Annotated in this window: 24 protein-coding genes and 1 tRNA gene; 4 read left to right on the top strand and 21 right to left on the bottom strand. The window is 65.9% G+C overall.

The window, feature by feature from the left end; translation table 11 throughout:
• Positions 1 to 2: 2 nt before the first annotated feature.
• The 17 genes from nuoI to rsmI all read right to left on the bottom strand — a co-directional run bounded on the left by nuoI (position 3) and on the right by rsmI (position 16177).
• The gene (nuoI, locus tag F4Y72_08460) at positions 3 to 536 is read right to left on the bottom strand and encodes an NADH-quinone oxidoreductase subunit NuoI (protein ID MXZ28320.1); all 534 of its coding nucleotides are present in this window, start codon (positions 534 to 536) and stop codon (positions 3 to 5) included.
• Positions 533 to 1597 carry an NADH-quinone oxidoreductase subunit NuoH gene (gene nuoH, locus F4Y72_08465; protein ID MXZ28321.1) on the bottom strand — a complete coding sequence of 355 codons (1065 nt, stop codon included), beginning with the start codon at positions 1595 to 1597 and terminating at the stop codon, positions 533 to 535. The genes nuoI and nuoH overlap by 4 nt, the downstream gene beginning before the upstream one ends.
• A 9-nt stretch (positions 1598 to 1606) precedes the next feature.
• Positions 1607 to 3778: an NADH-quinone oxidoreductase subunit NuoG gene (gene nuoG, locus F4Y72_08470; GenBank protein ID MXZ28322.1), complete on the bottom strand. Its 2172-nt coding sequence runs from the start codon at positions 3776 to 3778 to the stop codon at positions 1607 to 1609.
• On the bottom strand, positions 3666 to 4940 hold the full coding sequence (gene nuoF, locus F4Y72_08475) for an NADH-quinone oxidoreductase subunit NuoF (protein ID MXZ28323.1): 1275 nt from the start codon (positions 4938 to 4940) through the stop codon (positions 3666 to 3668). Before nuoF ends, nuoG begins: the two co-directional genes overlap by 113 nt.
• Positions 4941 to 4966: 26 nt before the next feature.
• Positions 4967 to 5458 (bottom strand): NAD(P)H-dependent oxidoreductase subunit E, encoded by a 492-nt coding sequence (locus F4Y72_08480; protein MXZ28324.1) that lies wholly within the window; start codon positions 5456 to 5458, stop codon positions 4967 to 4969.
• 16 nt (positions 5459 to 5474) lie between these two features.
• Positions 5475 to 6734: an NADH-quinone oxidoreductase subunit D gene (locus tag F4Y72_08485; protein MXZ28325.1), complete on the bottom strand. Its 1260-nt coding sequence runs from the start codon at positions 6732 to 6734 to the stop codon at positions 5475 to 5477.
• Positions 6727 to 7470: an NADH-quinone oxidoreductase subunit C gene (locus F4Y72_08490; protein MXZ28326.1), complete on the bottom strand. Its 744-nt coding sequence runs from the start codon at positions 7468 to 7470 to the stop codon at positions 6727 to 6729. The genes F4Y72_08485 and F4Y72_08490 overlap by 8 nt, the downstream gene beginning before the upstream one ends.
• Before the next feature lie 12 nt (positions 7471 to 7482).
• Positions 7483 to 7980 (bottom strand): NADH-quinone oxidoreductase subunit B, encoded by a 498-nt coding sequence (locus F4Y72_08495; protein ID MXZ28327.1) that lies wholly within the window; start codon positions 7978 to 7980, stop codon positions 7483 to 7485.
• Positions 7981 to 8018: 38 nt separating this feature from the next.
• A complete protein-coding gene (locus F4Y72_08500; protein ID MXZ28328.1) occupies positions 8019 to 8375 on the bottom strand; it encodes an NADH-quinone oxidoreductase subunit A in 357 nt (118 codons plus the stop codon).
• A gap of 177 nt (positions 8376 to 8552) precedes the next feature.
• Positions 8553 to 8634 (bottom strand) — tRNA-Leu (locus F4Y72_08505).
• 18 nt (positions 8635 to 8652) lie between these two features.
• Positions 8653 to 9024 carry a preprotein translocase subunit SecG gene (secG, locus tag F4Y72_08510; protein ID MXZ28329.1) on the bottom strand — a complete coding sequence of 124 codons (372 nt, stop codon included), beginning with the start codon at positions 9022 to 9024 and terminating at the stop codon, positions 8653 to 8655.
• Between the two features lie 12 nt (positions 9025 to 9036).
• Positions 9037 to 9816 carry a triose-phosphate isomerase gene (locus F4Y72_08515; protein ID MXZ28330.1) on the bottom strand — a complete coding sequence of 260 codons (780 nt, stop codon included), beginning with the start codon at positions 9814 to 9816 and terminating at the stop codon, positions 9037 to 9039.
• Between the two features lie 16 nt (positions 9817 to 9832).
• Complete coding sequence (glmM, locus tag F4Y72_08520; protein MXZ28331.1) at positions 9833 to 11152, bottom strand: phosphoglucosamine mutase; 1320 nt, start codon at positions 11150 to 11152, stop codon at positions 9833 to 9835.
• Positions 11153 to 11183: 31 nt separating this feature from the next.
• On the bottom strand, positions 11184 to 12647 hold the full coding sequence (locus F4Y72_08525) for a UbiD family decarboxylase (protein MXZ28332.1): 1464 nt from the start codon (positions 12645 to 12647) through the stop codon (positions 11184 to 11186).
• Positions 12648 to 12734: 87 nt separating this feature from the next.
• Positions 12735 to 14045 carry an adenosylhomocysteinase gene (locus F4Y72_08530; protein MXZ28333.1) on the bottom strand — a complete coding sequence of 437 codons (1311 nt, stop codon included), beginning with the start codon at positions 14043 to 14045 and terminating at the stop codon, positions 12735 to 12737.
• Positions 14045 to 15244: a methionine adenosyltransferase gene (locus tag F4Y72_08535; protein MXZ28334.1), complete on the bottom strand. Its 1200-nt coding sequence runs from the start codon at positions 15242 to 15244 to the stop codon at positions 14045 to 14047. Before F4Y72_08535 ends, F4Y72_08530 begins: the two co-directional genes overlap by 1 nt.
• 60 nt (positions 15245 to 15304) lie before the next feature.
• Positions 15305 to 16177: a 16S rRNA (cytidine(1402)-2'-O)-methyltransferase gene (gene rsmI / locus F4Y72_08540; protein MXZ28335.1), complete on the bottom strand. Its 873-nt coding sequence runs from the start codon at positions 16175 to 16177 to the stop codon at positions 15305 to 15307.
• 15 nt (positions 16178 to 16192) lie between these two features.
• Between rsmI and F4Y72_08545 the strand changes: the two genes are divergently transcribed.
• Genes F4Y72_08545 through F4Y72_08555 form a run of 3 tightly spaced genes read left to right on the top strand, consistent with a single transcriptional unit; the run spans position 16193 to position 19033 of the window.
• On the top strand, positions 16193 to 18073 hold the full coding sequence (locus F4Y72_08545) for an ABC transporter substrate-binding protein (GenBank protein ID MXZ28336.1): 1881 nt from the start codon (positions 16193 to 16195) through the stop codon (positions 18071 to 18073).
• A complete protein-coding gene (locus tag F4Y72_08550; protein ID MXZ28337.1) occupies positions 18022 to 18450 on the top strand; it encodes a YraN family protein in 429 nt (142 codons plus the stop codon). Before F4Y72_08545 ends, F4Y72_08550 begins: the two co-directional genes overlap by 52 nt.
• Positions 18440 to 19033 (top strand): phosphoheptose isomerase, encoded by a 594-nt coding sequence (locus F4Y72_08555; protein MXZ28338.1) that lies wholly within the window; start codon positions 18440 to 18442, stop codon positions 19031 to 19033. Before F4Y72_08550 ends, F4Y72_08555 begins: the two co-directional genes overlap by 11 nt.
• Here the strand turns inward: F4Y72_08555 and F4Y72_08560 are convergent.
• The 4 genes from F4Y72_08560 to F4Y72_08575 are packed head-to-tail and all read right to left on the bottom strand — an operon-like array spanning position 19026 to position 21578.
• Positions 19026 to 19427 carry a ClpXP protease specificity-enhancing factor gene (locus F4Y72_08560; protein MXZ28339.1) on the bottom strand — a complete coding sequence of 134 codons (402 nt, stop codon included), beginning with the start codon at positions 19425 to 19427 and terminating at the stop codon, positions 19026 to 19028. The genes F4Y72_08555 and F4Y72_08560 overlap by 8 nt on opposite strands.
• A 33-nt stretch (positions 19428 to 19460) precedes the next feature.
• Positions 19461 to 20057, bottom strand: coding sequence for a stringent starvation protein A (gene sspA / locus F4Y72_08565; GenBank protein ID MXZ28340.1), 597 nt, complete (start codon positions 20055 to 20057; stop codon positions 19461 to 19463).
• A gap of 8 nt (positions 20058 to 20065) precedes the next feature.
• Entirely contained in the window at positions 20066 to 21319 is a 1254-nt protein-coding gene (gene murA / locus F4Y72_08570) for a UDP-N-acetylglucosamine 1-carboxyvinyltransferase (protein ID MXZ28341.1), read from the bottom strand.
• Positions 21312 to 21578 (bottom strand): BolA/IbaG family iron-sulfur metabolism protein, encoded by a 267-nt coding sequence (locus F4Y72_08575; protein MXZ28342.1) that lies wholly within the window; start codon positions 21576 to 21578, stop codon positions 21312 to 21314. The genes murA and F4Y72_08575 overlap by 8 nt, the downstream gene beginning before the upstream one ends.
• Before the next feature lie 300 nt (positions 21579 to 21878).
• Here F4Y72_08575 and F4Y72_08580 point away from each other — a divergent pair, with 300 nt between their 5' ends.
• A complete protein-coding gene (locus F4Y72_08580) occupies positions 21879 to 22844 on the top strand; it encodes a calcium/sodium antiporter (protein MXZ28343.1) in 966 nt (321 codons plus the stop codon).
• Positions 22845 to 22867 lie beyond the last annotated feature (23 nt).

Raw genomic sequence — 22867 nt, forward strand, 5'->3', positions numbered from 1 at the left:
GTTCAGCGGTAGGAAGCGTCGGCGCTGCGATCGGCGGCAATCTGTTCCTCGTATCGATCGCCGATTTCAAGCAGCCGTTCCCGGGTCAGGATGTTCTCGCCCCTGTTCTCCATGTGGTACTCGTGAATCCGGGTCTCCACGATCGCGTCCACCGGACAGGCTTCCTCGCAGAACCCGCAGTACACGCACTTGAACAGGTCGATGTCGTAGCGGCTCGCCCGGCGGGTGCCGTCCTCGCGCACTTCGGACTCGATCGTGATCGCCAGCGCCGGACAGACGGCTTCGCACAGCTTGCAGGCGATGCAGCGCTCCTCGCCGTTGGCGTAGCGGCGCAAGGCGTGCAGGCCCCGAAAGCGCGGCGATTGCGGGGCCTTCTCTTCCGGATACCTGAGCGTGACCTTGCGCCTGAAGAAGTTGGTGAGGGTTACGCGCAGTCCCCGCAACAGCTCCCAGAGAGCGAAAGTGCGGAAAACCGCCCGGACGCGATCGCCGGGGCCGGGCTTGCCGGCCGCGGGCCTTTTTTCGGAATCATTCATTTGAACGGCCCCATTTCAAGCACGGACAGCACGGCCTCCACGCCGATCCACACCAGCGTCACCGGAATGAACACTTTCCAGCCCAGACGCATGATTTGGTCGTAGCGGTAACGGGGGAAGGTCGCGCGCAACCACAGGAAGACGAACACGAACAGAAACGTCTTGGCGGCCAGCCAGAACAGGCCGGGGGCCGCGAGAATTCCCACAACCGGCCATTGCCGGTCAATGAGGCCGGCAAACGGCGAGTCCCAGCCGCCGAGGAACAGCACGGCGGTGAGCGTGGCGATCAGAATCATGTTGGCGTATTCCGCCAGGAAGAACATGGCGAACGTGGCGCCGCCGTATTCCACGTGGAATCCGGCCACGATTTCCGACTCGCCCTCGGCCACGTCGAACGGAGCCCGGTTGGTCTCGGCTATGCCGGAGATGAAATACACGAGGAACAGGGGCAGGAGGGGAAGAACGAACCAGTTGCCCACTCCCCCCGCCTGTTTCTCGACGATGTCGCCCAGGTTCAGGCTGCCGGCCGCCATCAGCACGCCCACCAGTGCGAACCCCATCGCGATTTCGTAGGCGACCATCTGCGCAGCCGAGCGCATCGCCCCGAGCAGCGCGTACTTGGAGTTGCTGGCCCAACCGGCCAGGATGATTCCGTAGATTCCCAGCGAGGTCATGGCCAGCAGGTAGAGCAGGCCGGCGTTCAGGTCCGCCACTGCGAAGTCGGGGAACAGCGGCACCACGGCCCAGGCTGCAAGCGCCGGAACCAGCGCCAGCACCGGAGCGGTAAGGAACAGCCAGCGGTTGGCGCGGCCGGGAATCACGATTTCCTTCACCAGCAGCTTCAGCACATCGGCGAACGGCTGCAGGAGTCCGCGAAAGCCCACCCGGTTCGGGCCCTGCCGCAGTTGCATGAAGCCGATCACCTTGCGCTCCAGGTAGGTGGCGTAGGCCACGCAGAGGATCACGACTACCGTGACCGCGAGTATCGCCACCAGGTCGATCAGCGCACCGACCGCCTCGGGGGGCAGGAAATCCAGCCAGGTGGAGAGCAGTTCGGTCATGGGACGGCTTCAGGCAGCCCTTTGAATCGCAGCGGCTTGCTGCAGGGGTGCGGAACGCCGCACCAGGCCATCGACCGAGTACATGGGCAATTCCAGCCCGGCGAATTCTTCATCGTCGAAACGCCGCGAGCCGGGCGCGCCGCCATTCGAAGTGGACGCCGGGGAGGCAGCGGGGCTTTCGATACGCTGCCTGAGTTCCGCCACGACCTGGTCCGTGTCGGCATATCCGAAGCTGTCGAGTCCCAAACGGTCCGCCAGCGCCCTCAGCACTTTCCAGGCCGGGCGGGCCATACCCGGAGGCGGAGCGGCTGCGTCAAAACTCTGCCAGTCCATCTGTCCGTTCACCAGGGTCCCCGGAGTCTCCAGGTAAGTCGCGGTAGGCAGCAATACATCCGCGTGGCTGAGCAACCAGGGCGAAACCCAGGGATTCAGCGCAAGCAGGAAACCGGCGTCGCGAATCGCATCATGGGCGCCCGCGACGCAATCAAGATCCGGCTCGACGCCCATCAGGACCATTCCCGGAAGGGACATGCGGCCCATCCGGTCCGCATCGAGACCGGCAGCACCCTCTCCATTGGCCTGGCCGGGCAGGACGCCAGCCAGGTGCAAGCCGGCGGCGTTTCCGCCCTGCGTCACATGGCCGAGCGCGGCGGCGCCGGCCGCCTCGGCGGCCGCTTCCAGCAATTCGACGTAGGCCGGATGGCGAAGCGCGAGTCCGCCCAGCCACAATGCACGGCGCTCGCCCTTGAGGGCGCGATGGGCCAACGGCCCCAGAGCGCGGGCCCAATCCCGGGGCGGCTGCACGCTCCTGCTGCCTATAGGATGCAGGTATTCCCGCTCGGCCAGGTCCAGATAGCTGACCCGGGCGCCGGCCATGGCCGCCTTGCGAACCCGGTGGGCCAGAATCGGCGCTTCGCTGCGCAGATCGCAGCCCACCAGCAGCAGGGAGTCCAGCGACTCCACGTCGCCGAAACGGGTCCCCAGCCACGGCGCCTCGCCGGCCGGCGCGGCGCCGCGAAAATCGCGCTGCCTGAGCCTGTGATCGACGTTGGCCGATCCCAGTGCGCTCATCAGTTTCCCCAGGAGGTAGCCTTCCTCGGCCGTCGCCGAAGGAGAGACCAGCGCCCCAGGCCCCTCGCCGCCCTGCTCTTCCGCCGCGCGCATCAGGCCCGCGGCAGCCGCGGCCAGCGCTTCCTCCCAGCCGGCCTCGATCAGCCGCCCATCGCGCCGCACCAGCGGCTTGTGAAGCCGCTCCTCCACATACAGGCCCTCGCAACTGAAGCGGTCCCGGTCGGAAATCCAGGTCTCGTTCACCGCCTCGTTCTCGCGCGGCACGATCCGCCGCACGCGCCCGCGCAGGACGTGCGCATAAAGCGCCGAACCCACGCAGTCGTGCGGCGCCACCGTCGCGTGAGCGCTCATTTCCCAGGCGCGGGCGGTGAAGCGGTACGGCTTGTTGTTCAGGGCCCCGACCGGACATACGTCGATGACGTTGCCGGACAGTTCGTGCTTCAGGGACCGCTCAACGTGGGTGGTGATCTCCATGTGCTCGCTGCGGCCGGTCGCGCCGAGTTCCTGCACGCCGGCGACCTCCTCGCCGAAACGTATGCAGCGCGTGCAATGGATGCAGCGGGTCATGTCGGTGGACACCAGCGGGCCCAGGTCCGGATCGGGCACCGCCCGCTTTCCTTCCGAAAAGCGCGAGATATCGCGGCCGAATCCCATTGCCAGGTCCTGAAGCTCGCACTCCCCTCCCTGGTCGCAAACCGGACAATCGAGCGGATGGTTGATCAGCAGAAACTCCATCGTCGCCCGCTGGGCCGCTATCGCCCGGCCGGACCGGGTTTCGACCTCCAGGCCGTCGGTGACAGGCAGGGCGCAGGCAGGCATGGGCTTGGGTGCGCCGGCCACGTCCACCAGGCACATGCGGCAATTGGCCGCGACGCTCAGCTTGGGGTGATAGCAGAAACGGGGCACGTAAATGCCGGCCCGGTCAGTCACCGCGATCAGCATCTCGCCGGCCGCGGCCTCGAGTTCCCGGCCGTTTACGGTAAGGCGAACGCTCCGGTCAGGCATAGGCCGTCTCCCGCTGACGGGCGATGGCCCGGGAACTCCGGATCTTCGCCTCAAATTCACCGCGGAAATGCTTGAGGAAGCTCTGTACGGGCCACGCCGCCGCATCTCCCAGGGCGCAGATCGTGTGGCCCTCGATGTTGTTGGCGACGCTCAGCAGCAGGTCCAGGTCCGATACGCGGGCCCGGCCTTCCAGCATGCGCGTCAGCATCCGGTACAGCCACCCGGTGCCTTCGCGGCAGGGCGTGCACTGGCCGCAGGACTCGGCGTAGTAAAAGCGTGCAATGCGCCTGAGGACGCTCACCATGCAGGTTCGATCGTCCATTACGATCATCGCCCCGGTCCCCAGCGCCGAACCCGCCTCGCTCAGCGAGTCGTAATCCATCGTGCATTCCCTGATGATTGCCGCCGGCAGCACCGGGACCGAAGACCCGCCGGGTATCACCGCCTTGAGCTCGCGGCCCTTCCAGACACCGCCGGCATGCTCCAGCAGTTCATTGAATGAAACGCCCAGCGGCGCCTCGTAGTTGCCGGGCCGCTCCACGTGGCCGGACACGGAATAGATCATGGTGCCGGCCGAATTGGGCGGCCCCAGCGACTTGAACCACTCCGCGCCCTTTTCCACGATGGCCGGCACGCAGGCCAGGGTCTGGGTATTGTTGACCGTGGTGGGACGGCCGTACAAGCCGCTTTGCGCGGGGAACGGCGGCTTGAAGCGGGGCTTGCCGGGCTTGCCTTCCAGCGACTCCAGGAGGCCCGTCTCCTCGCCGCAGATATACGCGCCCGCGCCCACGAAGGGATGCAGCTCGAAGTCGATCCCGGCAGAGCCCAGGCCACGGCCGATCAGGCCCGCCGCCCGAGCTTCGTCCAGCGCGTCAAGAAACCTCGGCACCGGTTCGCCCAGGAACTCGCCGCGAATGTAGTTGTAGCTCACCGTCGCGCCCATCGCAAAGGCGGCCAGCGCCATGCCCTCGATCAGCACGTGCGGGTTGTAGCGCAGGATGTCCCGATCGTGGCAGGTTCCGGGCTCGCTCTCGTCGGAGTTGCAGACGAGGTAGGTGGGTTGCTCGCAGTCCCCGGGCATGAAACTCCACTTAAGCCCGGTGGGAAAGCCGGCCCCGCCACGGCCCCGCAGCCCGGATGCCTTGACCGATTCCTGGATTTGTCCGGCTTCGAGTTCGCCGGCCAGCACTTTCCGCCAGACCCGGTAGCCGCCGCGGCCCTCGTAGGACTCCAGCCGCCAGGGCCGTTCCGCATCGGGCGGCGGCATGCAGACGTGAACCAGGTTCATGTCCGTCAGCTCAACCCCCCGACGATGCGGTCGGCCTCGTCGGGCGTCACGTTCTCATGGTAGTGGTGGCCCACCATCATCATCGGCGCGCCGGTGCAGGCGGCCAGGCACTCCTCCTCTTCCTTTAGAAAAATCCGTCCGTCGACGGTGCTCTCGCCCGCGGAAATCCCCAGCCGATTCTCCAGGTGTGCAAGCAACTCTCGGCCGCCGCGAAGCCAGCAGGAAATATTGGTGCACACGGATACGCAATGCCGCCCGACCGGGCGCACCTCGAACATGGAGTAGAAGGTTGCGACCTCATAAACCTGGATAGGCGGCAGCTCCAGCTCCCCGGCCACTGCGTCCATCAGTTCCACCGACAACCAGCCGCCGTTCTCCTCCTGGGCAAGGCGAAGCGCGTCCAGAACCGCGGAGCGCTGGCGCCCGCTCGGGAACCGGGCGGCCGACGCCCGGATGGCTGCGCGCGCCGCGTCGGGAAGCAAGGAGTTGTCGCTCACAGCTATTCCTGCCGCGCTAGCGGTCAATCTCGCCGAACACGACGTCCATGGTGCCGATGGTCGCCACCACGTCGGCCAGCATGTGGCCCCGCACCATCTCGTCCATGGCCGCCATATGGGCGAAGCCCGGCGCCCGTATCTTGACCCGGAACGGTTTGTTGGCGCCGTCGGAAACCAGGTAGACGCCGAACTCGCCCTTGGGGTGTTCCACGGCGGCGTAGGCCTCGCCTTCCGGCACGCAGTAGCCCTCGGTGAAGAGCTTGAAGTGATGGATCAGCGATTCCATCTTCTCCTTCATCTCCTCGCGTTTCGGCGGCGCCAGCTTGTAGTCGTCCACCATGACCGGCCCGGGGTTCGCGCGCAGCCAGTCCACACATTGCCGGATAATCCGGTTGGACTGCCGCAATTCCTCGACCCGCACCAGATAGCGGTCGTAGCAATCGCCGTTGACTCCCACCGGAATGTCGAAGTCCACGTCCGCGTAGGCCGCGTACGGCTGCTTTTTGCGCAGGTCCCACTCCACGCCCGAGCCGCGCAGCATGGGACCGGTAAAGCCCAGGTTCAGGGCCCTTTCGGGGGAAACCACGGAGATGCCCACCGTGCGCTGCTTCCAGATCCGGTTCTCGGTCAGCAGCGTTTCGTATTCGTCCACGTGGCCGGGAAAGCGCCGGGTGAAGTGTTCGATGAAATCGAGCAGCGAGCCGTCCCGCCCTTCGTCCATGGCCTTGTCGCGGCCGGAAGCCCTGTTCGCATCGGGTTGCGCCAGGTGCCTGGGCATCCGTTCGGGCAGGTCGCGGTAAACGCCGCCCGGCCGATAGTAGGTTGCGTGCATGCGCGTGCCCGACACCGCCTCGTAGCAGTCCATCAGGTTCTCGCGCTCGCGGAAACAGTAGAGGAAGATGGTCATGGCGCCCACGTCGAGGCCATGGCAGCCCAGCCACAGGAGGTGATTCAGTATCCGAGTGATCTCGTCGAACATCACGCGGATGTAGAGGGCCCGGGGCGGCGGTTCGATCCCCAGCAGCTTCTCGATCGCCAGGACATAGCCATGCTCGTTGGCCATCATGGACACGTAGTCAAGACGGTCCATGTAGCCGATGCTCTGGTTGTAGGGCTTGGACTCCGCCAGTTTCTCGGTGGCGCGGTGAAGCAGCCCGATGTGCGGGTCGGCGCGCATCACGACTTCGCCGTCCATTTCCAGGACCAGCCGCAGCACGCCGTGCGCGGCCGGATGCTGGGGGCCGAAGTTCATCGTGTAGCTCTGAAACTCAGCCATCGCCCACCTGCCCGCCGCCGTCGCCGGGCTCGGCCCTGAGCGCCGGCCGGTACCGGTTGTCGTCCCGGATCACGCGCGGAACCAGAGTTCGCGGCTCTATGCTGACCGGCTCATACACCACGCGGCGCTTGTCCTCATCGTAGCGGACTTCCACTTTTCCGCTCAACGGAAAATCCTTGCGGAAGGGATGTCCGATAAAGCCGTAATCGGTCAGGATACGGCGCAGGTCCCCATGGCCCTCGAAAACGATGCCGAACAGGTCGAAGGCCTCGCGCTCGAACCAGTCGGCCGCCTGCCAGACGGCCGTCACCGACGGCAGGATCGGCGGGTTCTCCCCCACGGCGAAGGCCCGCAGCCTGACGCGCAGGTTATGGCGCAGCGACAGCAGGTGATAGACGGCGGCGAACCGCGCCGGCTGCTCCAGCGCCCGGCGTTCGCTTTCGGAAGCCGTGCGGGTCGTGCTGGCGCCCGGCTCGACGGCCCGGCTGAAGCCGGACTCGGTCGCCGCCTCGGTCCTCCACTGGGCCTGGCCGTAGCCCAGGTAATCGACGCCGCACACGTCGATCAGGGTCGCGAAGGAAAACTCGTCTTCGTCGCGCAAGGCGACGGCGGTTGCCGGCAGGTCGGACGCGTCGAGGTCGTAGCTCAATTCGCCGCAGAAGGATTCCCGCCGGTGCAGCACGCCTTCGAAGCGCGCATGCAAGGCTTCGGCCAGGGACTCGAGGCGGGCGGACATGAAGCGCCTCGTTCAGGCTGTGGGTTGCGGACGCGCCAGCGCCTTGCTGTGGCGAATCTTGTTGCGCAACTGCAGGATGCCGTAGAACAGCGCCTCGGCCGTCGGAGGACAGCCGGGAACATAAACGTCCACCGGCACGATGCGGTCGCAACCGCGCACCACCGAATAGGCATAGTGGTAGTAGCCGCCGCCGTTGGCGCAGGAACCCATCGAGATCACCCAGCGCGGCTCCGGCATCTGGTCGTAGACGCGGCGCAAGGCAGGCGCCATCTTGTTGCACAGGGTCCCGGCCACGATCATCACGTCCGATTGCCTGGGACTGGGCCGGAACATCACGCCGAAGCGGTCGAGATCGTATCGTGCGGCGCCGGCATGCATCATCTCGACCGCGCAGCAGGCCAGCCCGAAAGTCATCGGCCACATGGACCCGGTGCGCGCCCAGTTCAGCAGCTTGTCCAGCGAAGTCACGACGAAGCCCTGCTCGCGGGCCTCCGTGAGCGTGTCGGCCATGCCGTCGATGCGCGGCCCGGCGGCTTCCAGTGGCGTATCTAGTCCCATTCCAGGGCCCCCTTGCGCCACTCGTACACGAAGCCCACGACGAGCACCAGAAGGAAGATGCCCATCGCGATCAGACCCTGGTCACCGATGGCGTCCAGCGCCACGGCCCAGGGAAACAGGAAGGCGATTTCGAGATCGAAGATGATGAACAGGATCGCGACGAGGTAGTAGCGCACGTCGAAGCGCATGCGCGAGTCCTCGAACGCGTCGAAGCCGCATTCGTACGGCTCCAGCTTGCGCTCGTCCCGCTGCCCGCGGCCGAGCAGCAGGCCCAGGCCGAGCAGCGCCAGCGCTATGCCGAACGCCACGCAGAGATAAATCAGCACCGGAAGGTAATCGGCCGGCATGACTATTCCGTTGTCCGCCGTCGCTGCATGGCCCGCCCTTGCGGGGACACGCCGGCAAGCACATCCTTGTGGGCTCGGTGTCGGCATCCCTGCCTCCAACGTTCCCCGCAAGGGCGGGCCATGCAGCGCCTCCCGTACCGCAAGTCCGGGGAACGACTTCTGCAGTTCGCGTGGGTGTGCCGATGGCCGGACTCGAACCGGCACGGCTTACGCCACTGCCCCCTCAAGACAGCGTGTCTACCAATTCCACCACATCGGCACGAAAAGAAAGGCTGCATCATTCCTGCGGGATGTCGGGTTGCTCCGCAGGCTGAAGCGAGGGCAGCTGCGGCAGGTCTTCATCTTCCTCCTCGGGCACGGCCTCCTCTTCGGCCGGCGCAGCCTGCTCGATGGTGTCGAGAAGGCTTTCCTCGGGCCGGGGCTTGCCGACCCCGGTGAGGATGAGGCTGGTGGCGAAGAACAGCGTGGCGAGTACTGCCGTGACGCGCGAAAGGAAGTTCGCCGAACCGCGCGCGCCGAACACCGTACCGGATGCGCCCGAACCGAAAGCGGCGCCCGTTTCCGCGCCCTTTCCGCGCTGAAGCAGCACAAAAACAATAATCAGGGCAGCAACGAGAACATGCGCCGCCAGGAACAATTGCTGTAACAGAACCCTACTCCGCTATACCGCCGTGATGATCCGCAAAAACTCCTTCGCATCCAGGGAAGCGCCGCCCACCAGGCCGCCGTCAATGTCCGGCTGGGCAAAAAGCGCGGCCGCGTTGGCGCCGTTCACGCTGCCCCCGTACAGAATGCGAAGGCCGACGGCAATTTTAGCATTGCTGCGGGCGATTTCGCCGCGCAGCAGGGCATGCACCTGCTGGGCCTGCTCCGGTGTAGCGGTGTGGCCGGTACCGATGGCCCAGACGGGTTCATAGGCCAGGACCGCACGCTCGAACATACCGCCGCCGCACAGTTCCAAGACCGCCCCGAGTTGCCGCAGTACGACCTCCGCAGTGCGTTCCGCCGTGCGTTCGGGAAGCGTTTCTCCAACGCAAAGCACCGGAATCAGCCCGTGATCCGCCGCCTTTTGAAATTTCTTCGCCACGAGCTCGTCGCTTTCGCGCAAGCCGGTGCGTCTTTCCGAGTGCCCGACAAGAACGTGGCTGCAGCCGCAATCCAGCAGCATGTCCGCGGACACTTCGCCGGTATGTGCGCCCTGTTCATGGATTGACAGGTCCTGCGCCCCCAGTTGGACGGCGAGGATTCCCGCCGACTCCGCGTCTTCCAGTGCCCGGCGCACGGCGTCCAGGTGCGGGAAAGCCGGAAACACGATCACTTCCGGTAGGCCGCGGCCGGGATCATGCGTTGTAGAGGCCAGCGCCGCGGCCAGTTCGCTTGCCGAGACCAGGCTGCCGTGCATCTTCCAGTTGCCGGCCACGATCCGGCGCCGATCGGTCATGCGGCGTCGCCTTGTGCTAACTGGCCCTAAGCGCCTGGGCCACGCCTTCGGCGGCCCTGTCCACGCGTGTGCGGTCGGGGCCCTCCGCCATGATGCGGAAAACGGGCTCGGTGCCCGACGGCCGCACCACGATGCGGCCTTCCTCGCCAAGCAGCCGGCGGGCCGCGCGCATGGCCCTTTCGACAGCGGGGTCTCCCAGGCTGCCGTCGCCGTTCGCGGGCACGTTCAGGTTCGCCTGCTCCATATGCGGCATGTCCTCGGCCAGTTCCGCCAGCGAACAGTTTCTCGCCTGCATCACGGACAGCACTTCCAGGGCCACCAGCAGCCCGTCGCCGGTGGTGGACTTGTCCAGGCACAGAATGTGCCCGGAACTTTCCCCGCCCAGGACTCCGCCTTTCTCGCGAAGCATCGTTACCACATGCCTGTCGCCCACTTCCGCGCGGCAGAAAGCGATTCCCTCCACCTGCAGGGCCCGTTCCAGCGCCATGCTGCTGATCTGGGTCCCCACAACCGGACCGGTCAGCCTCCCGGCATCCTTTCGCGCCAGGGCGAGAACCAGCAACAGCGTATCGCCGTTCAGGGTCGCGCCGCCGGAATCCACCATGATTACGCGGTCGCCGTCGCCGTCCAGGGCGATCCCCACATCGGCTTCGACCGCCTTGACCGTGCGCCGCAGCAGGTCGGGCTCGGTGGCGCCGCAGCGGTCGTTGATATTGCGCCCGTTCGGCGAACAGCCCAGCGGAACGAGTTCGGCGCCCAGCGCCGTCAGCGTCGCCGGGGCCACCCGGTAGGAAGCGCCGTGCGCGCAGTCCACAACGATCTTGACGCCCTCCAGCGACATGTCCCCGGGCACCGTGCCCAGGCAATGCTGCTCGTAGCGCTCCAGAGCGTCGTCGACCCGTCGCACCTGGCCCAGCGCGGTGGAATCCAGCGTTACGGCGGCGTCTTCGATATGGCTTTCGATCAGCGCCTCTTCCCCGGCCGCCAGCTTGAAGCCGTCATGCTTGAAAAACTTGATTCCGTTATCGCCGTAGGCATTGTGCGAAGCGCTGATGACGACACCAAGATCGGCGCCCAGCTCCCGGGTCAGCAGGGCCACGCCGGGCGTCGGCAGGGGGCCGGAAAGGCGAACGTCGGCGCCGGCGGCGACAAAACCCGCCTCCAGCGCCGATTCGAACATGTAGCCGGAAACCCGCGTGTCCTTGCCGATCACCACCTTGCCGCCGCGGGGCAGCAGGGCGCGGGTGGCTGCACCGGCCAGCCGCAACGCGAACTCGGCCGTCATCGGATGCTGCCCCACCGTGCCGCGCACGCCGTCTGTGCCGAAATACCTCATCCCCGGCTCCTCCTCACGGCCCTTCCCGCCATCAGTCGGCGAAGTACTCGTCCCAGCGGCGGTCGACGAGCTTGAACGAGTCCGCGGCGCGCTCTTCCATAACCGTGCGGTTGTCCTCGGCGAACACGTTGGGGCCGCCTTCCGCCGGCAATTGCCGGGTGGCGTCGATCAGCATCTTGCTCGACAGCGCGTTTCGGTGGGTGCTGGGATCGATCATGAATGAGAACGTCTGCCTCACGGTGAGGCTGGCCGGCCAGGGCTGCCAGCGCGTGGTGACTGCGTGCAAGACCCGCGTGAGGTCGGTGGGGTCCACGTCCTTGTCGAGGATGATGATCATCTTCTTGCTGAACCCGATCATCCGGTAGCCCATGATCAGGAGCCCGGCTTCGATCCCCTCGCCGGGCAGGCGCTTGTTGATGCAGGCGATCACCATGCTGGGAATGTCCGGCGGCATGTGCAGCTTCACGAGGTTGGGCATGATCCGCTTCAGCCGCGCGAAATGCCCCACCTGCCACGGCCAGGTGAGATAGGCCCCGCCGATTCCCGGCCAGATGTTGTAAACCCAGGGCTTTTCGCGGTGCGTGATGGCCTTGACCGTCATGAAGTGATTGGGCGCCGGTTCCCCTATGTAGCCCAGCATCTCGCCGTACGGGCCCTCCATCTCCTTGTCGGTGCTGATTTCCCCCTCGATGACGATCTCGGCGTGCGCGGGCGCCATCAGCGAGTTCGTTTCGGCCCGGACCAGCTCCACCGGCTCGCCCCGGAACCCTCCGGACAGGGCGAATTCATCGTCACCCAACTCGCCCACCCGGGTGCTGCTCATCATCCAGGTGATCGGGTCCAGGCCGGTGGCCACGACGCAAGGCACGCTCTTCTTGCCCTGCGCGATGGCCTTGCGCATCATCATCGCGCCGTGATTCTGGCCGGTAAAGCAGATGCCGAGTTTCTGCGGGCCCTTGACCTGCAGCCGGTAGGTGCCGACGTTGCGGCCGATATCGGGGTCTTCCATGATCACCGAGCCGGTACTGATGAACCGCCCGCCGTCGGCCGGATTGTTCATGATCCACGGAAACCGGTCGAGGTCGGCGTCCTCGCCGAACAGCTTCACCTCCTTGCACGGAGCATCCGCCCCGTCCACCTCCACGGGAGGAATCTGCGCGAAACGATAGTCCTCGTTCATGTACTTGAGCAGTTCCTTCTCCACCACCTTGTTCATTTCGCGCTCTTCGTCGCTGAGATCCTCCACTCCGAGACACATGGCGACCGTCTTGAAACTGTTCAGGACGTTGCAGATGACCGGCGTTTCGTACCAGCGGCCGTTCATCTTCGTGCGTTCCACCAGGAAAGCCGGAGCCGAGGTCCGCATCCGGTCCTCCAGGCGGTAGGAGAAAGCCGTCATCTCGAACTGGTCCTGGTCCATGTCCGGGATGCGCAGCAGATTGCCCTGCTGCTCCATGGCTTGGGCATATTCTCTGAGGGAATTGAATACCGACATTCTTAAGGTCCTTGATGGGCGACGGGCTGCACGCTGATTGGCTTCGTGGCCGAATCAGCGGGGCGGTGTCGCATTGCGTTGTATGGCCTAGTAGCGGTACCGGTCGGGCTTGAAGGGACCGGTCTCCGGGATGCCGAGATACTCGGCCTGCTCCGGCGTAAGGCGGCTGAGCGAGGCGCCCAGCTTGGGAAGGTGCAGGCGCGCGACTTTTTCGTCGAGCCGGCGCGGCAGCGTGTACACGCGGTTTTCGTAATCCCTGCGCGTCAGCAGTTCGATCTGGGCCAGGACCTGGTTGGTGAAGCTGGTCGACATAACGAAACTGGGGTGCCCGGTGGCGCAACTCAGGTTCACCAGCCGGCCGCGGGCCAGCAGGATGAGCCGCTTGCCGTCCGGAAAGATCACGTGATCCACCTGCGGCTTGATTTCCTCCCACTCGCAGTCCTTCAGGCTTGCGACGTCGATCTCCACGTCGAAATGGCCGATGTTGCAGAGGATGGCCTGGTCCTTCATGCGCGCCATATGGTCGTGGGTGATGACGCTCCTGTTGCCGGTCGCGGTAACGAAGATGTCGGCCTGCCCGCAGGCTTCGTCCATCGTGACCACCGGATAGCCTTCCATCGCCGCCTGCAAGGCGCAGATCGGATCGATTTCGGTAATCCACACCTGCGCCCCAAGGCCCTTGAGCGATTGGGCACAGCCTTTGCCCACATCACCGTAACCGCACACCACCGCAATCTTGCCCGCCACCATCACGTCGGTAGCCCGCTTGATGCCATCGACCAGCGATTCGCGGCAGCCGTACAGGTTGTCGAACTTGGACTTGGTCACCGAGGCGTTCACATCCATGGCCGGGCAACGCAGCGTTCCCTGCTCATGCATCCGGTAGAGCTGATGAACGCCCGTCGTGGTCTCCTCGCTGAGTCCCAGCAGCTCGGCGGCGAGCTTGGGGTGCTCCTCGTGAACGATACGGGTCAGGTCGCCGCCGTCGTCCAGCAGGAGGTTGGGGACCCAGCCGCCCGGGCCGGTGATGGTGCGGGCGATACAGGCGATGTATTCCTCTTCCGTTTCGCCCTTCCAGGCAAACACCGGCACGCCCCGGCGCGCCATGGCGGCGGCGGCGTGGTCCTGGGTGGACAGTCGGTTGCACGACGACCAGCGCACCTCCGCGCCCAGTTCCAGCAGCGTTTCGATCAGTACGGCGGTCTGCACCGTCATGTGCAGGCAGCCGGCAATCCGCGCCCCGGCGAGCGGCCGCCGGTCGGCGTATTCGGCCCTCAGCGCCATGAGCCCGGGCATTTCGCTGCGGGCGATGGCAATTTCGCGTTCGCCGAAGTCGGCCAGCGACAGGTCGGCGACCCGGTAGTCCTCGTGCAGGCGGGTTACGGCTGACCGGGACATCAGGCGACCTTCGCCGCGCGGGCGTCGTCGGCGAGCTGCGCAGCCCGTCCGGTTTCTTCCCAGCTGAAACCGCAATCCTCCCTGCCGAAATGGCCGAAGGCGGCCGCGGGGCGGTACGACATGCGCTTCAGGTCAAGGTCCCGGATAATGCCCTCCACCGACAAGTCGAAATGGGCCCGCACCAGCGCCTTGAGGCGTTCGTCGCTGACCTTCGCGGTACCAAAGCTCTCGACATCGACCGCTACCGGCTCCGGCTCGCCGATCGCGTAACAGACCTGCACTTCGCAGCGCTCCGCCAGGCCGGCCGCGACGACATTCTTGGCGGCGTGCCGGACCGCGTAGGCGGCGGACCGATCCACCTTGGACGGATCCTTGCCTGAGAACGCGCCGCCGCCGTGCCGGGCCATTCCGCCGTAGGTGTCGACGATGATCTTGCGCCCGGTCAGGCCGCAGTCCGCCTGCGGCCCGCCTTCGACAAACCGTCCGGCGGGATTGATCAGGTAGTTGATCGGGCCCGCCAGCCACTGGGGACCCAGCACCGGCTTGATCAGCAGCTCGATGATCGCTTCCCTGAAGTCCGGCGGACAAACGCCCCGCGCGAAGTCGTCCGGCCAGATATGTGGGGCATGCTGGGTGGACAGAACGACATCGGTAACGGCCACCGGCTTGCCGTCCTCGTAGCGCACCGTGACCTGCGACTTGCCGTCGGGCCGCAGCCAGTCCAGTTCCCCCGACGCCCGCATTTCGGCATGTCTGAGCATGAGCCGGTGCGCCAGGTCGATCGGCGCCGGCATGAGGGTGGGCGTTTCCCTGCAGGCATATCCGAACATCATTCCCTGGTCGCCGGCGCCCAGCGGCTTGCCCTCGCCGGCGTTCACTCCCCTGCGGATATCGGGGGACTGCTTCCCGATCGCGTTCAGAACGCCGCAGGTCGCGCCATCGAAACCCAGTTCCGAGTTGTTGTAGCCGACGTCCTTGATCAGTCCCCGAACCAGCGATTCGAGATCCACCCAGGTCGATGTGGTGATCTCGCCGGCGACCAGCACGAAACCGGTCTTGACCAGCACCTCCGCCGCCACGCGCGCGTCCTCATCCCGCGAAAGGATGGCATCGAGCACGGCGTCGGAAACCTGGTCCGCCAGCTTGTCCGGATGGCCGTCGGAAACCGACTCGGAAGTAAAAAGAGAGGTCTTGGGCATACGCTAAACCGTACGATGAAGCAGCCGGACATTATATGCACAAGGCGCTTGGCGGCGCCTCTACGGGACCCGCTCCCCGGGCGGCCTCAAGGCCAGCGCGCGCCGGTACGCGAGGCGGCGCGAACACCCTGCGATCGAAGCCGCAAGCCGGGCCGCCTGGCGGGTCGGCAGCTCCTCCAGCAAGGGGCGCAGCACGGCGTCCAGCTCCTTCTCGTCCTGATCCTGCGCGCCGCTGCCGGCCACGACCAGCGTGAACTCGCCCCTGGCGACGATCACGCCCGCCGCGGCTGCCGCGCACAGCTCCGCCAGGCTGTCGCCGTAAGCGCTCTCGTGGATCTTGGTCAGTTCGCGGGCCAGAAATGCCTTGCGTTCGCTGCCGAAAATGTCCTGCATGTCTTCAAGGGCCGCCGTCAGCCGATGCACCGCTTCGTAAAAGACCAGGGTTTCGGGAACTGCCTCGAGTTGTTTCAGCCGCGCGCGCCTCGCCGCCTGCCGTGCGGGCAGGAATCCCTCGAAGTGAAAGCGGTCGGCGGGAAAGCCGGCCACCGACAGGGCCGCCACCGCGGCGCAGGGTCCGGGCAGTGGACTTACGCGTATGCCCGACTGCCTTGCTTCGCGAACCAGGCGCATGCCCGGATCGCTGATGCCGGGCGTTCCTGCATCGCTCATCAGGACCAGGTCCTCTCCCGACAGCAGTCTCTGCAGAAGTTCGGGAATCCTGGAACGCTCGTTGTGGGCGTGCAGGGAAACCATCGCAACGCGTATTCCCAGGCTGTGCAGCAGCTTGCGGGTTCGGCGCGTATCCTCCGCCGCCACGCCGGAAGCGCGCTCGAAAACCGCTGTCAGCCGCGTGCTAACATCGTCCAGGTTGCCAATTGGAGTGGCGGCGACAAACAAGGCCCCCGCTTCTTCAGGCGCGCCTGCCCCCGCCATCTTCGCAACCGTCATATGATCACCTCCATGCCCGCCCCAAGGCGCCGAGCCAGCCGTTACGCGACGCCGGCACTGGTACGCCATGCCCGGTTTGCGGCTCTCGCAGCCCTGGCGCTTGTCGCCCTGGCCGCCTGCACTCCCGCGGATCTGATGCGGGCTTCCAGCGAGGAACTGGCGGCCCTTGGCGAACAGGCGCGCACCCTTTCCACTGCCGGAGATCACGGCGCTGCCCGCCAAGTCTACCTTTCCATGGTTCGCCGGGCACCTCCGCAGCTGCGACAGCGCTACCGGATCCTGGCGGCACGTGAAGCGGGCCGCGAGGGCCGTAACCGGCGGGCGCTCAGCGAACTGCAGGCGATCGACCCCGACATCGAATGGATCGGGCTATGGTCGCTCGCGGCGGCCGAAAGCGAAAGGATGGTCGGAGGCCCGGACGTCGCGTACGAGAGGCTTGCGGCGATCGATCCCGACCGGTATCCCGACCTTGCAGGCGACCTGCTCCGGACCCGCTCGGAACTGCTCTTTGCACTGCAGAGGCCGGCCGAAGCCTTGCAGGACCTGACGCTGCTCGGCGCGGGATTCGCCGAGGGCGATTTCGAAAGCGCCGAGTTCACCTGGTCGCTGCTGCGCGAATACCGTGCCCAACTGACTACCGACGGCGTGGAAGGGGTTCAATTGGGCTGGATAGAACTCGCCATGCTCACCAGTGAACTGGAGGCCGACCCGACCGAGGCCCGCGCCGCCCTGCAAGACTGGCAGGAGAGGTTTCCGCAGCATCCGGCCGTCGATCTGCTGGGTGACACGATCACTCCCGAGATTTGCCGGTCCGCCACGCGTCCTTCCCGCATTGCAATGCTGTTGCCCGGATCGGAACGATACGCCGATGCCCGGCGGTCGTTGCGCGACGGATTCCTGGCCGCGCGTTACGCACTGAAGTCCTCCTGCGCCAGCCCCGAGGTCGCGTTCTACGAAGTCGTCGATCCCCTTGATGCGGCGCGGGAATGGAGCCGCGCGGTGGAGGAAGGCGCGGACATCGTCGTCGGGCCGCTGCTGCCCGAATCGGTTGAGCGGGTCGCGGAAATCGCCGGCGAACGTCCCACGCTCGCCCTGAACCGTTTGCGTGCCGGTTCTCCGCCGCCCCGATTCGAAGAGTTCGCCCTCGCGCCCGAGCACGAGAGCCGCCAGGCGGCGCGCCACGCCCTCGGCCGGGGGCTCAGGCGCGCGCTGGTGCTGTACCCCGGCAACGAGTGGGGACGGCGCATCTACCGCAGTTTCGCGCAGGAGTACCAGGATGGCGGTGGCGAGATCATTGCACAGGAGCCGTACAGCCTTGCGGCGGTGGATTATTCCGACCAGATCGGACGGCTGCTGAAGATCGGCGCAAGCAACCGCCGGCACGACGAGCTGCAAAGGCGCCTGGGCAGAAGGTTGAGCTTCGAGCCTCGCCGCCGCCAGGACGCGGACCTGGTCTTCGTGGTGGCGCGCGCGGCCCAGGGCCAATTGCTGGTCCCCCAGCTGCGCTACAACTATTCGGGCGATCTGCCGATTTACGCCATACAGAACATCTTCGATCCCGAGCATCTCGATAATCGCGACTTGAACGGCGTGGAAATGCCCGCGCTGCCCGTGCTGGCGGACCGGCATGTGCAGGTGGTGCACGGCGAGTTTTCGCCCGACTGGCTTGCCGCCTCGGGATTCAACATCGCGCTTTTTGCGATGGGCTACGACAGCTTCAAGCTGGCGCTGTCCCTGTTTGACGGATCGAAGGGGCTGGTCAAGGGCATCGGCGGTCTTACCGGCATTGTCTCCCGTGCTCCCGACGGGCGGCTGCAACGGGAACTGGCATGGACGCGGGTCGAAGAAGGCAATTTGACAGCCGCACCGGCAACGCCCTAGGCCGCCCCGGCGCCGGCCCTCGCAGGGGATCCGAGGCCGAAAGGCAGGCCTGCGGATACCTTGAAGCCCGCGGCCTGAAACGGCTCGCCGCCAACTACCGCTGCCGCTACGGTGAGCTTGACCTGGTCATGCGTGATGGCGCTCAACTGGTGGTGGTCGAGGTGCGCGCGCGGCGCAGCGACCGCCATGGCGCGCCCGAGGCTTCCATTAACCACCGGAAAAGACGTTCACTGATGCTTGCGGCGCGCTGTTTCATTCGCGACAACCCGCAATTCAACGGTATGATGCTGCGCTTTGACGTTGTGGGCGTTCTGACCGAAGCCACCCGCGCCAGGTTCCGCTGGATCCGCAACGCATTGCAATTTGATGGACGCTGAACGAGTCAAACGCGAATTCGCCGAAAGCCTCGAGGTCAACCGGCGGTCGGCCGACGCGCTGGCCGTCCCGATTGCCGAAGCGGCGGCGCTGATGCTCGAATCCTTAAGCGCCGGCGGCAAGATTCTGAGCTGCGGCAATGGAGGTTCGGCGGCGGACGCGCAGCATTTCGCCTCGGAACTGCTGAACCGGTTCGAGACCGAGCGCGCCAGCCTTCCCGCGATCGCCCTTACGACCGACAGTTCCACGCTCACCTCGATCGCAAACGACCGCAGCTACGAAGAGGTCTTTTCTCGCCAGGTAAGCGGACTGGGCAGGTCCGGCGACGTTCTGCTGGCGATCAGCACCTCCGGCGCATCGCCCAACGTCACGAACGCGGTGCGCGCCGCTCACCGGGCCGGCATGCGCGTCGTGGCGCTGACCGGCCGCGACGGAGGGGAAGTCTCAAGGACCCTGGGAAAGGCCGATATCGAACTGCGGGCGCCGCATACCCGCACGGCGAGGATCCAGGAGATTCACCTGTTCGCCATCCATTGCCTTTGCAGGCTTCTGGACGACGCGTACGGGGACAGCGGCCCTACTTGACCAGCCTGAGCTTCGGCGTCCCGCGGGGCGGCGGGGTGGGCGACGGACCGGCCACTTCCCCGATAGCGGCGCCCAGTTGATCCGTCAGCACGACCCCCTGGCCGGTTTCCCGCGAAAAAATACAGAGTACCGCGTCCACCGGCACCGATACCCGGTGAGCGGCGCCGGAGAAACGCGCCTCGAAACTGAGTGTTTCGCCGCCCAGTTCAAGATTGCGCGTGGCCTGATAGCTGATGTTGAGAACGATTCGCCCGTCCTTGATCCCGTCCCTGGGCACCGCAACGTCCGTGCGGTCGGCGTTTACCACCACCTGCGGAGTGTCGCCGCGATCGGTAATCCACTCATGCACGGCGCGCAGGAGGTACGGCTTCAGTGAAAGGGTTCCCTCGCTCATGCCATGCAAGCCGGTGGCGGGCAGCCCGTGGCGTCAGGCGGCCAGCGGGCGCATGTCCCGCTCCAGTTCGGACAGGCCCTCCATGAAGGAGGGGCGGCCGAATACTCTCCGCATGTAGCCGTACAGGGCCTCGGCGCGCGGGCCGGGATCGATGCCGTAGCTGCGCAGGCGCCAGAGCACGGGCGCCAGGCTGCAGTCCACGAGGGAGAATTCGTCGCCCAAAAAAAAGCGGCTGGACTCCACCGCTTCGGAAACTTCGATCATCGCCTCGCGGAGCTGCCTCTTCTCGCCTTCTCCGTCGTTGCCGTCCAGTCGTGCGGCGAGGTTGTAGAAGTCGTTCTCGATTCGGTGCAGCGCCAGCCGGAAATGCGCCCGCCGCTTGGGGTCGACCGGCATCAGCGGCGGTTGCGGAAAGCGCTCGTCGAGGTAGTTGATGATGATTCGGGAGTGATAGACCGCCAATTCCCGGTCCACGAGCGTCGGCAGCGTGTTGTAAGGGTTCAGCAACTGAATATCGGGCGGAAGATTGCCGTCTCGCACCTGAACAATTCGCACACCGATATTCTTTTCCGCTACAACTATTCGAACCCGGTGACTATGAAGATTGATGGGACTGGAATACAGGATCATGGGCCGGATTATACGCGGCGGATAACCGCGCCCAGATCGTTCAGTTTCTCCTCGATTCGCTCGTATCCGCGGTCCACATGATAGACGCGGTGAATCACGGTTTCGCCCTCGGCGACCAGCGCGGCGAGCACCAGGCTGGCGGAAGCGCGCAGGTCTGTGGCCATTACCGGAGCGGCCTGCAACTTCCGGACGCCGCGTATCAGAACCTCCCGGCCCAGGGGTTCGATGTCCGCGCCCATGCGCTGGAGCTCCGCCACGTGCATGAACCTTTGCTCGAATACGCTTTCCCGAACCAGCGCGTGTTCGCTGGCGATCGCGTTCAGGGCCGTGAATTGCGCCTGCATGTCGGTAGGGAAGCCGGGCCAGGGCGCGGTCACCAGGTTGACCGAATGCGGCCGGCGACCCCGCATGTCCAGCTCCACGAAACCTTCGCCGCGGCGGACCCTGGCGCCCGTGTTCCGGAGCGCGCCCACGACCTCGCCCAGGGCCAGTTCCCCACTGAACCGGGCGACGACGCGCCCTCCGGTCATGGCGCCGGCAACCAGGTAGGTGCCGGCCTCAATGCGGTCGGGAAGAATCGCGCGGCTGGCGCCATGCAGCTTCTTTACGCCCCTGACGGAAATGCGTGATCCGCCGGCCCCGGCAACCTTTGCCCCCATCGCGTTGAGGCAGTCGGCCAGATCGCGCACTTCCGGTTCCCGCGCGGCATTCTCGATGACCGTCTCGCCTTCGGCCAGAACCGCGGCCATCAGGATATTCTCGGTTCCGGTTACCGTCGGCAGAGGCAGATCGATGCGAGCGCCCTTGAGCCCGCAGCAGCGTGCGGAAATATAGCCGCCACGAATCTCCACTTCGGCTCCCATCGTGCGAAGCGCATTGACATGGATATCCACCGGGCGGGCGCCGATGGCGCAGCCTCCGGGCAGTGATACGTCGGCCCGCCCGAAGCGCCCCAGCAGCGGGCCGAGGACAAGCAGCGACGCGCGCATCGTGCGCACCAGTTCGTATGGCGCGGAAAACGACTCCGGGTCCTCAAGCGACACGCTGGTTCTGCCGGGCGCCGAGCCATTGACCCTGGCGCCAAGGATCCTCAGCAGGTGCAGCATCGTGTGCACGTCGCGCAGATCGGGCAGGTTGGCCAGTTGCAGCGGTTCCGGGCTGAGCAGCGAGGCCGCCAGTATCGGCAGGGCCGCGTTCTTGGCGCCGGAAATGGGAACTTCGCCGTCCAGCGTTGCACCGCCGGAGACAACAAATTTATCCACGCGGCGTCTCTGTTTCCCGCCCCGGCAGCCGCGCCCACTCGCCGGGCGTATGGGCCTCTATCGATAGGGCATGAATTTCCCTGCCCATACGCGAACCCAGCGCCTCGTACACGATCCGATGACGCCCCAGCGGGCGCAGACCCTCGAAGGCGCTGCTGACTACGGTGGCGTTGAAGTGCGTGTTATCCTCGCTCGCGACGCTGACTTCGCTGCCTGGCAGGTGCGCCGAAATCAGAGCGGAAATTTCCCCCGGTGTCATCGCCGGAATTTTACTTTCAATTCCGGTGTGCTGTCCCATGAGTTCCTTGCCTTTCAGAGCGGGCCTAAAGCGTCAATGCAAGGCGCCGGCCGCAGGGAATACGTCCGTATTGCCCAGGACGGCAACGCCGCAGTGGCGCTTCAGGCCCGCTCCCGAAGGGCGCGGCCCCTGTGGCCCGTGGCCGCGTTGCGCCCCTGGGCAATGGGCAATACCATTCCCGGCGGAACGCGCCTCGCCACACGCCACAGGGGACACGCTGAAAGGCAAGGAACTCATGAGACAGCACACTAGCGCACAAACTTGAATACTCTTGTCCCATGGTTGCTCGCGGCGGCAGTCGGCCTGGCGCTTCTGGCTTTCGGCGCCCGACTGTTCATCGAGGGGGCCGCCGACGGGGCCAGGCGCCTGCGGATCTCCCCGATGCTGGTGGGCATGTTCCTGGCCGGCTTCGCAACCTCCATGCCCGAGGCCGTGGTGGCGGCGGTCGCGGCGTACAGGGACAGCGTGGAGTTGGCGCTCGGCAACGCCGTCGGTTCCAATATCGCCAACATCGGCCTGGTACTGGGCGCGGCCGTGCTGCTCATGGGCATGCGCCGCGAACGAGGCGCAGGGGGCGTGGAACTTGGGGTGATGTCGGCCGTTACCGCACTGGCCTGCCTGCTGGTCTTCAATCAGTATCTCTCGCGGCTGGATGGCCTGCTGCTGTTGGCGGCGATGCCTCTCGTGGCCTGGCTGCTGGTGCGAAACGCCGGCCTCAGGCGCAGCACGGAAATCGCGGACGACCAGGCGCAGGCGCCGTTGCGCAGCCTGCCGCGCAACGCCGCGTACGCTGCCGGGGGGCTGCTACTGCTGCTGGGGGGCGCGGAACTGCTGGTGCGCGCCGCCCAGCAGGTCGCGATGATCGCCGGCGTGGAAGAACTGGTGATCGGCGCAACGATAGTCGCCATCGGCACCAGCCTGCCGGAACTGGCCATCACGATCGCCGGCGCGATCAAGCGCGAAGCGGAACTCGCCCTAGGCAACGTTATCGGGTCCAACATATTCAACCTGCTGGTGGTCATCGGCGTGGCGGGCGCTATCGCTCCTTCCGGATTCTCGCCGCAGCTGCTGACCCTGCACGTTCCGATGCTTGTGGGCTTTACATTGTGGTTTGTCGCTCTGGCCGCGTTGTGCCGGATGCGGGGCCGCCTTGGCCCTGCCTGGAGCGCGAGCCTGCTCTTGCCCTTTGCGCTGTATCTGGTCGTGGTGATAGCGTGGGCGGCGTAAGTCGCTCGGCGTCCCCGATTATC

This window comes from Gammaproteobacteria bacterium (genome assembly GCA_009838035.1).
GTDB lineage: Bacteria > Pseudomonadota > Gammaproteobacteria > Steroidobacterales > Foliamicaceae > Foliamicus.

What these genes read in the sequence shown, in the direction of transcription:
- F4Y72_08555 (MXZ28338.1), top strand. Translation starts at nt 18,440, where the DNA reads ATGGACGCTGAACGAGTCAAACGCGAATTCGCCGAAAGCCTCGAGGTC.
- F4Y72_08525 (MXZ28332.1), bottom strand. Translation starts at nt 12,647, where the DNA reads ATGTCGGTATTCAATTCCCTCAGAGAATATGCCCAAGCCATGGAGCAG.
- F4Y72_08560 (MXZ28339.1), bottom strand. Translation starts at nt 19,427, where the DNA reads ATGAGCGAGGGAACCCTTTCACTGAAGCCGTACCTCCTGCGCGCCGTG.
- F4Y72_08500 (MXZ28328.1), bottom strand. Translation starts at nt 8,375, where the DNA reads ATGCCGGCCGATTACCTTCCGGTGCTGATTTATCTCTGCGTGGCGTTC.
- nuoH (MXZ28321.1), bottom strand. Translation starts at nt 1,597, where the DNA reads ATGACCGAACTGCTCTCCACCTGGCTGGATTTCCTGCCCCCCGAGGCG.
- F4Y72_08530 (MXZ28333.1), bottom strand. Translation starts at nt 14,045, where the DNA reads ATGTCCCGGTCAGCCGTAACCCGCCTGCACGAGGACTACCGGGTCGCC.
- F4Y72_08545 (MXZ28336.1), top strand. Translation starts at nt 16,193, where the DNA reads ATGATCACCTCCATGCCCGCCCCAAGGCGCCGAGCCAGCCGTTACGCG.
- rsmI (MXZ28335.1), bottom strand. Translation starts at nt 16,177, where the DNA reads ATGGCGGGGGCAGGCGCGCCTGAAGAAGCGGGGGCCTTGTTTGTCGCC.
- F4Y72_08485 (MXZ28325.1), bottom strand. Translation starts at nt 6,734, where the DNA reads ATGGCTGAGTTTCAGAGCTACACGATGAACTTCGGCCCCCAGCATCCG.
- nuoG (MXZ28322.1), bottom strand. Translation starts at nt 3,778, where the DNA reads ATGCGGCGGCGTGGCCCGTACAGAGCTTCCTCAAGCATTTCCGCGGTG.
- nuoI (MXZ28320.1), bottom strand. Translation starts at nt 536, where the DNA reads ATGAATGATTCCGAAAAAAGGCCCGCGGCCGGCAAGCCCGGCCCCGGC.
- F4Y72_08490 (MXZ28326.1), bottom strand. Translation starts at nt 7,470, where the DNA reads ATGTCCGCCCGCCTCGAGTCCCTGGCCGAAGCCTTGCATGCGCGCTTC.
- sspA (MXZ28340.1), bottom strand. Translation starts at nt 20,057, where the DNA reads ATGATCCTGTATTCCAGTCCCATCAATCTTCATAGTCACCGGGTTCGA.
- F4Y72_08495 (MXZ28327.1), bottom strand. Translation starts at nt 7,980, where the DNA reads ATGGCCGACACGCTCACGGAGGCCCGCGAGCAGGGCTTCGTCGTGACT.
- F4Y72_08575 (MXZ28342.1), bottom strand. Translation starts at nt 21,578, where the DNA reads ATGACACCGGGGGAAATTTCCGCTCTGATTTCGGCGCACCTGCCAGGC.
- F4Y72_08535 (MXZ28334.1), bottom strand. Translation starts at nt 15,244, where the DNA reads ATGCCCAAGACCTCTCTTTTTACTTCCGAGTCGGTTTCCGACGGCCAT.
- nuoF (MXZ28323.1), bottom strand. Translation starts at nt 4,940, where the DNA reads ATGCCGCCGCCCGATGCGGAACGGCCCTGGCGGCTGGAGTCCTACGAG.
- F4Y72_08550 (MXZ28337.1), top strand. Translation starts at nt 18,022, where the DNA reads ATGGACGCGGGTCGAAGAAGGCAATTTGACAGCCGCACCGGCAACGCC.
- F4Y72_08515 (MXZ28330.1), bottom strand. Translation starts at nt 9,816, where the DNA reads ATGACCGATCGGCGCCGGATCGTGGCCGGCAACTGGAAGATGCACGGC.
- glmM (MXZ28331.1), bottom strand. Translation starts at nt 11,152, where the DNA reads ATGAGGTATTTCGGCACAGACGGCGTGCGCGGCACGGTGGGGCAGCAT.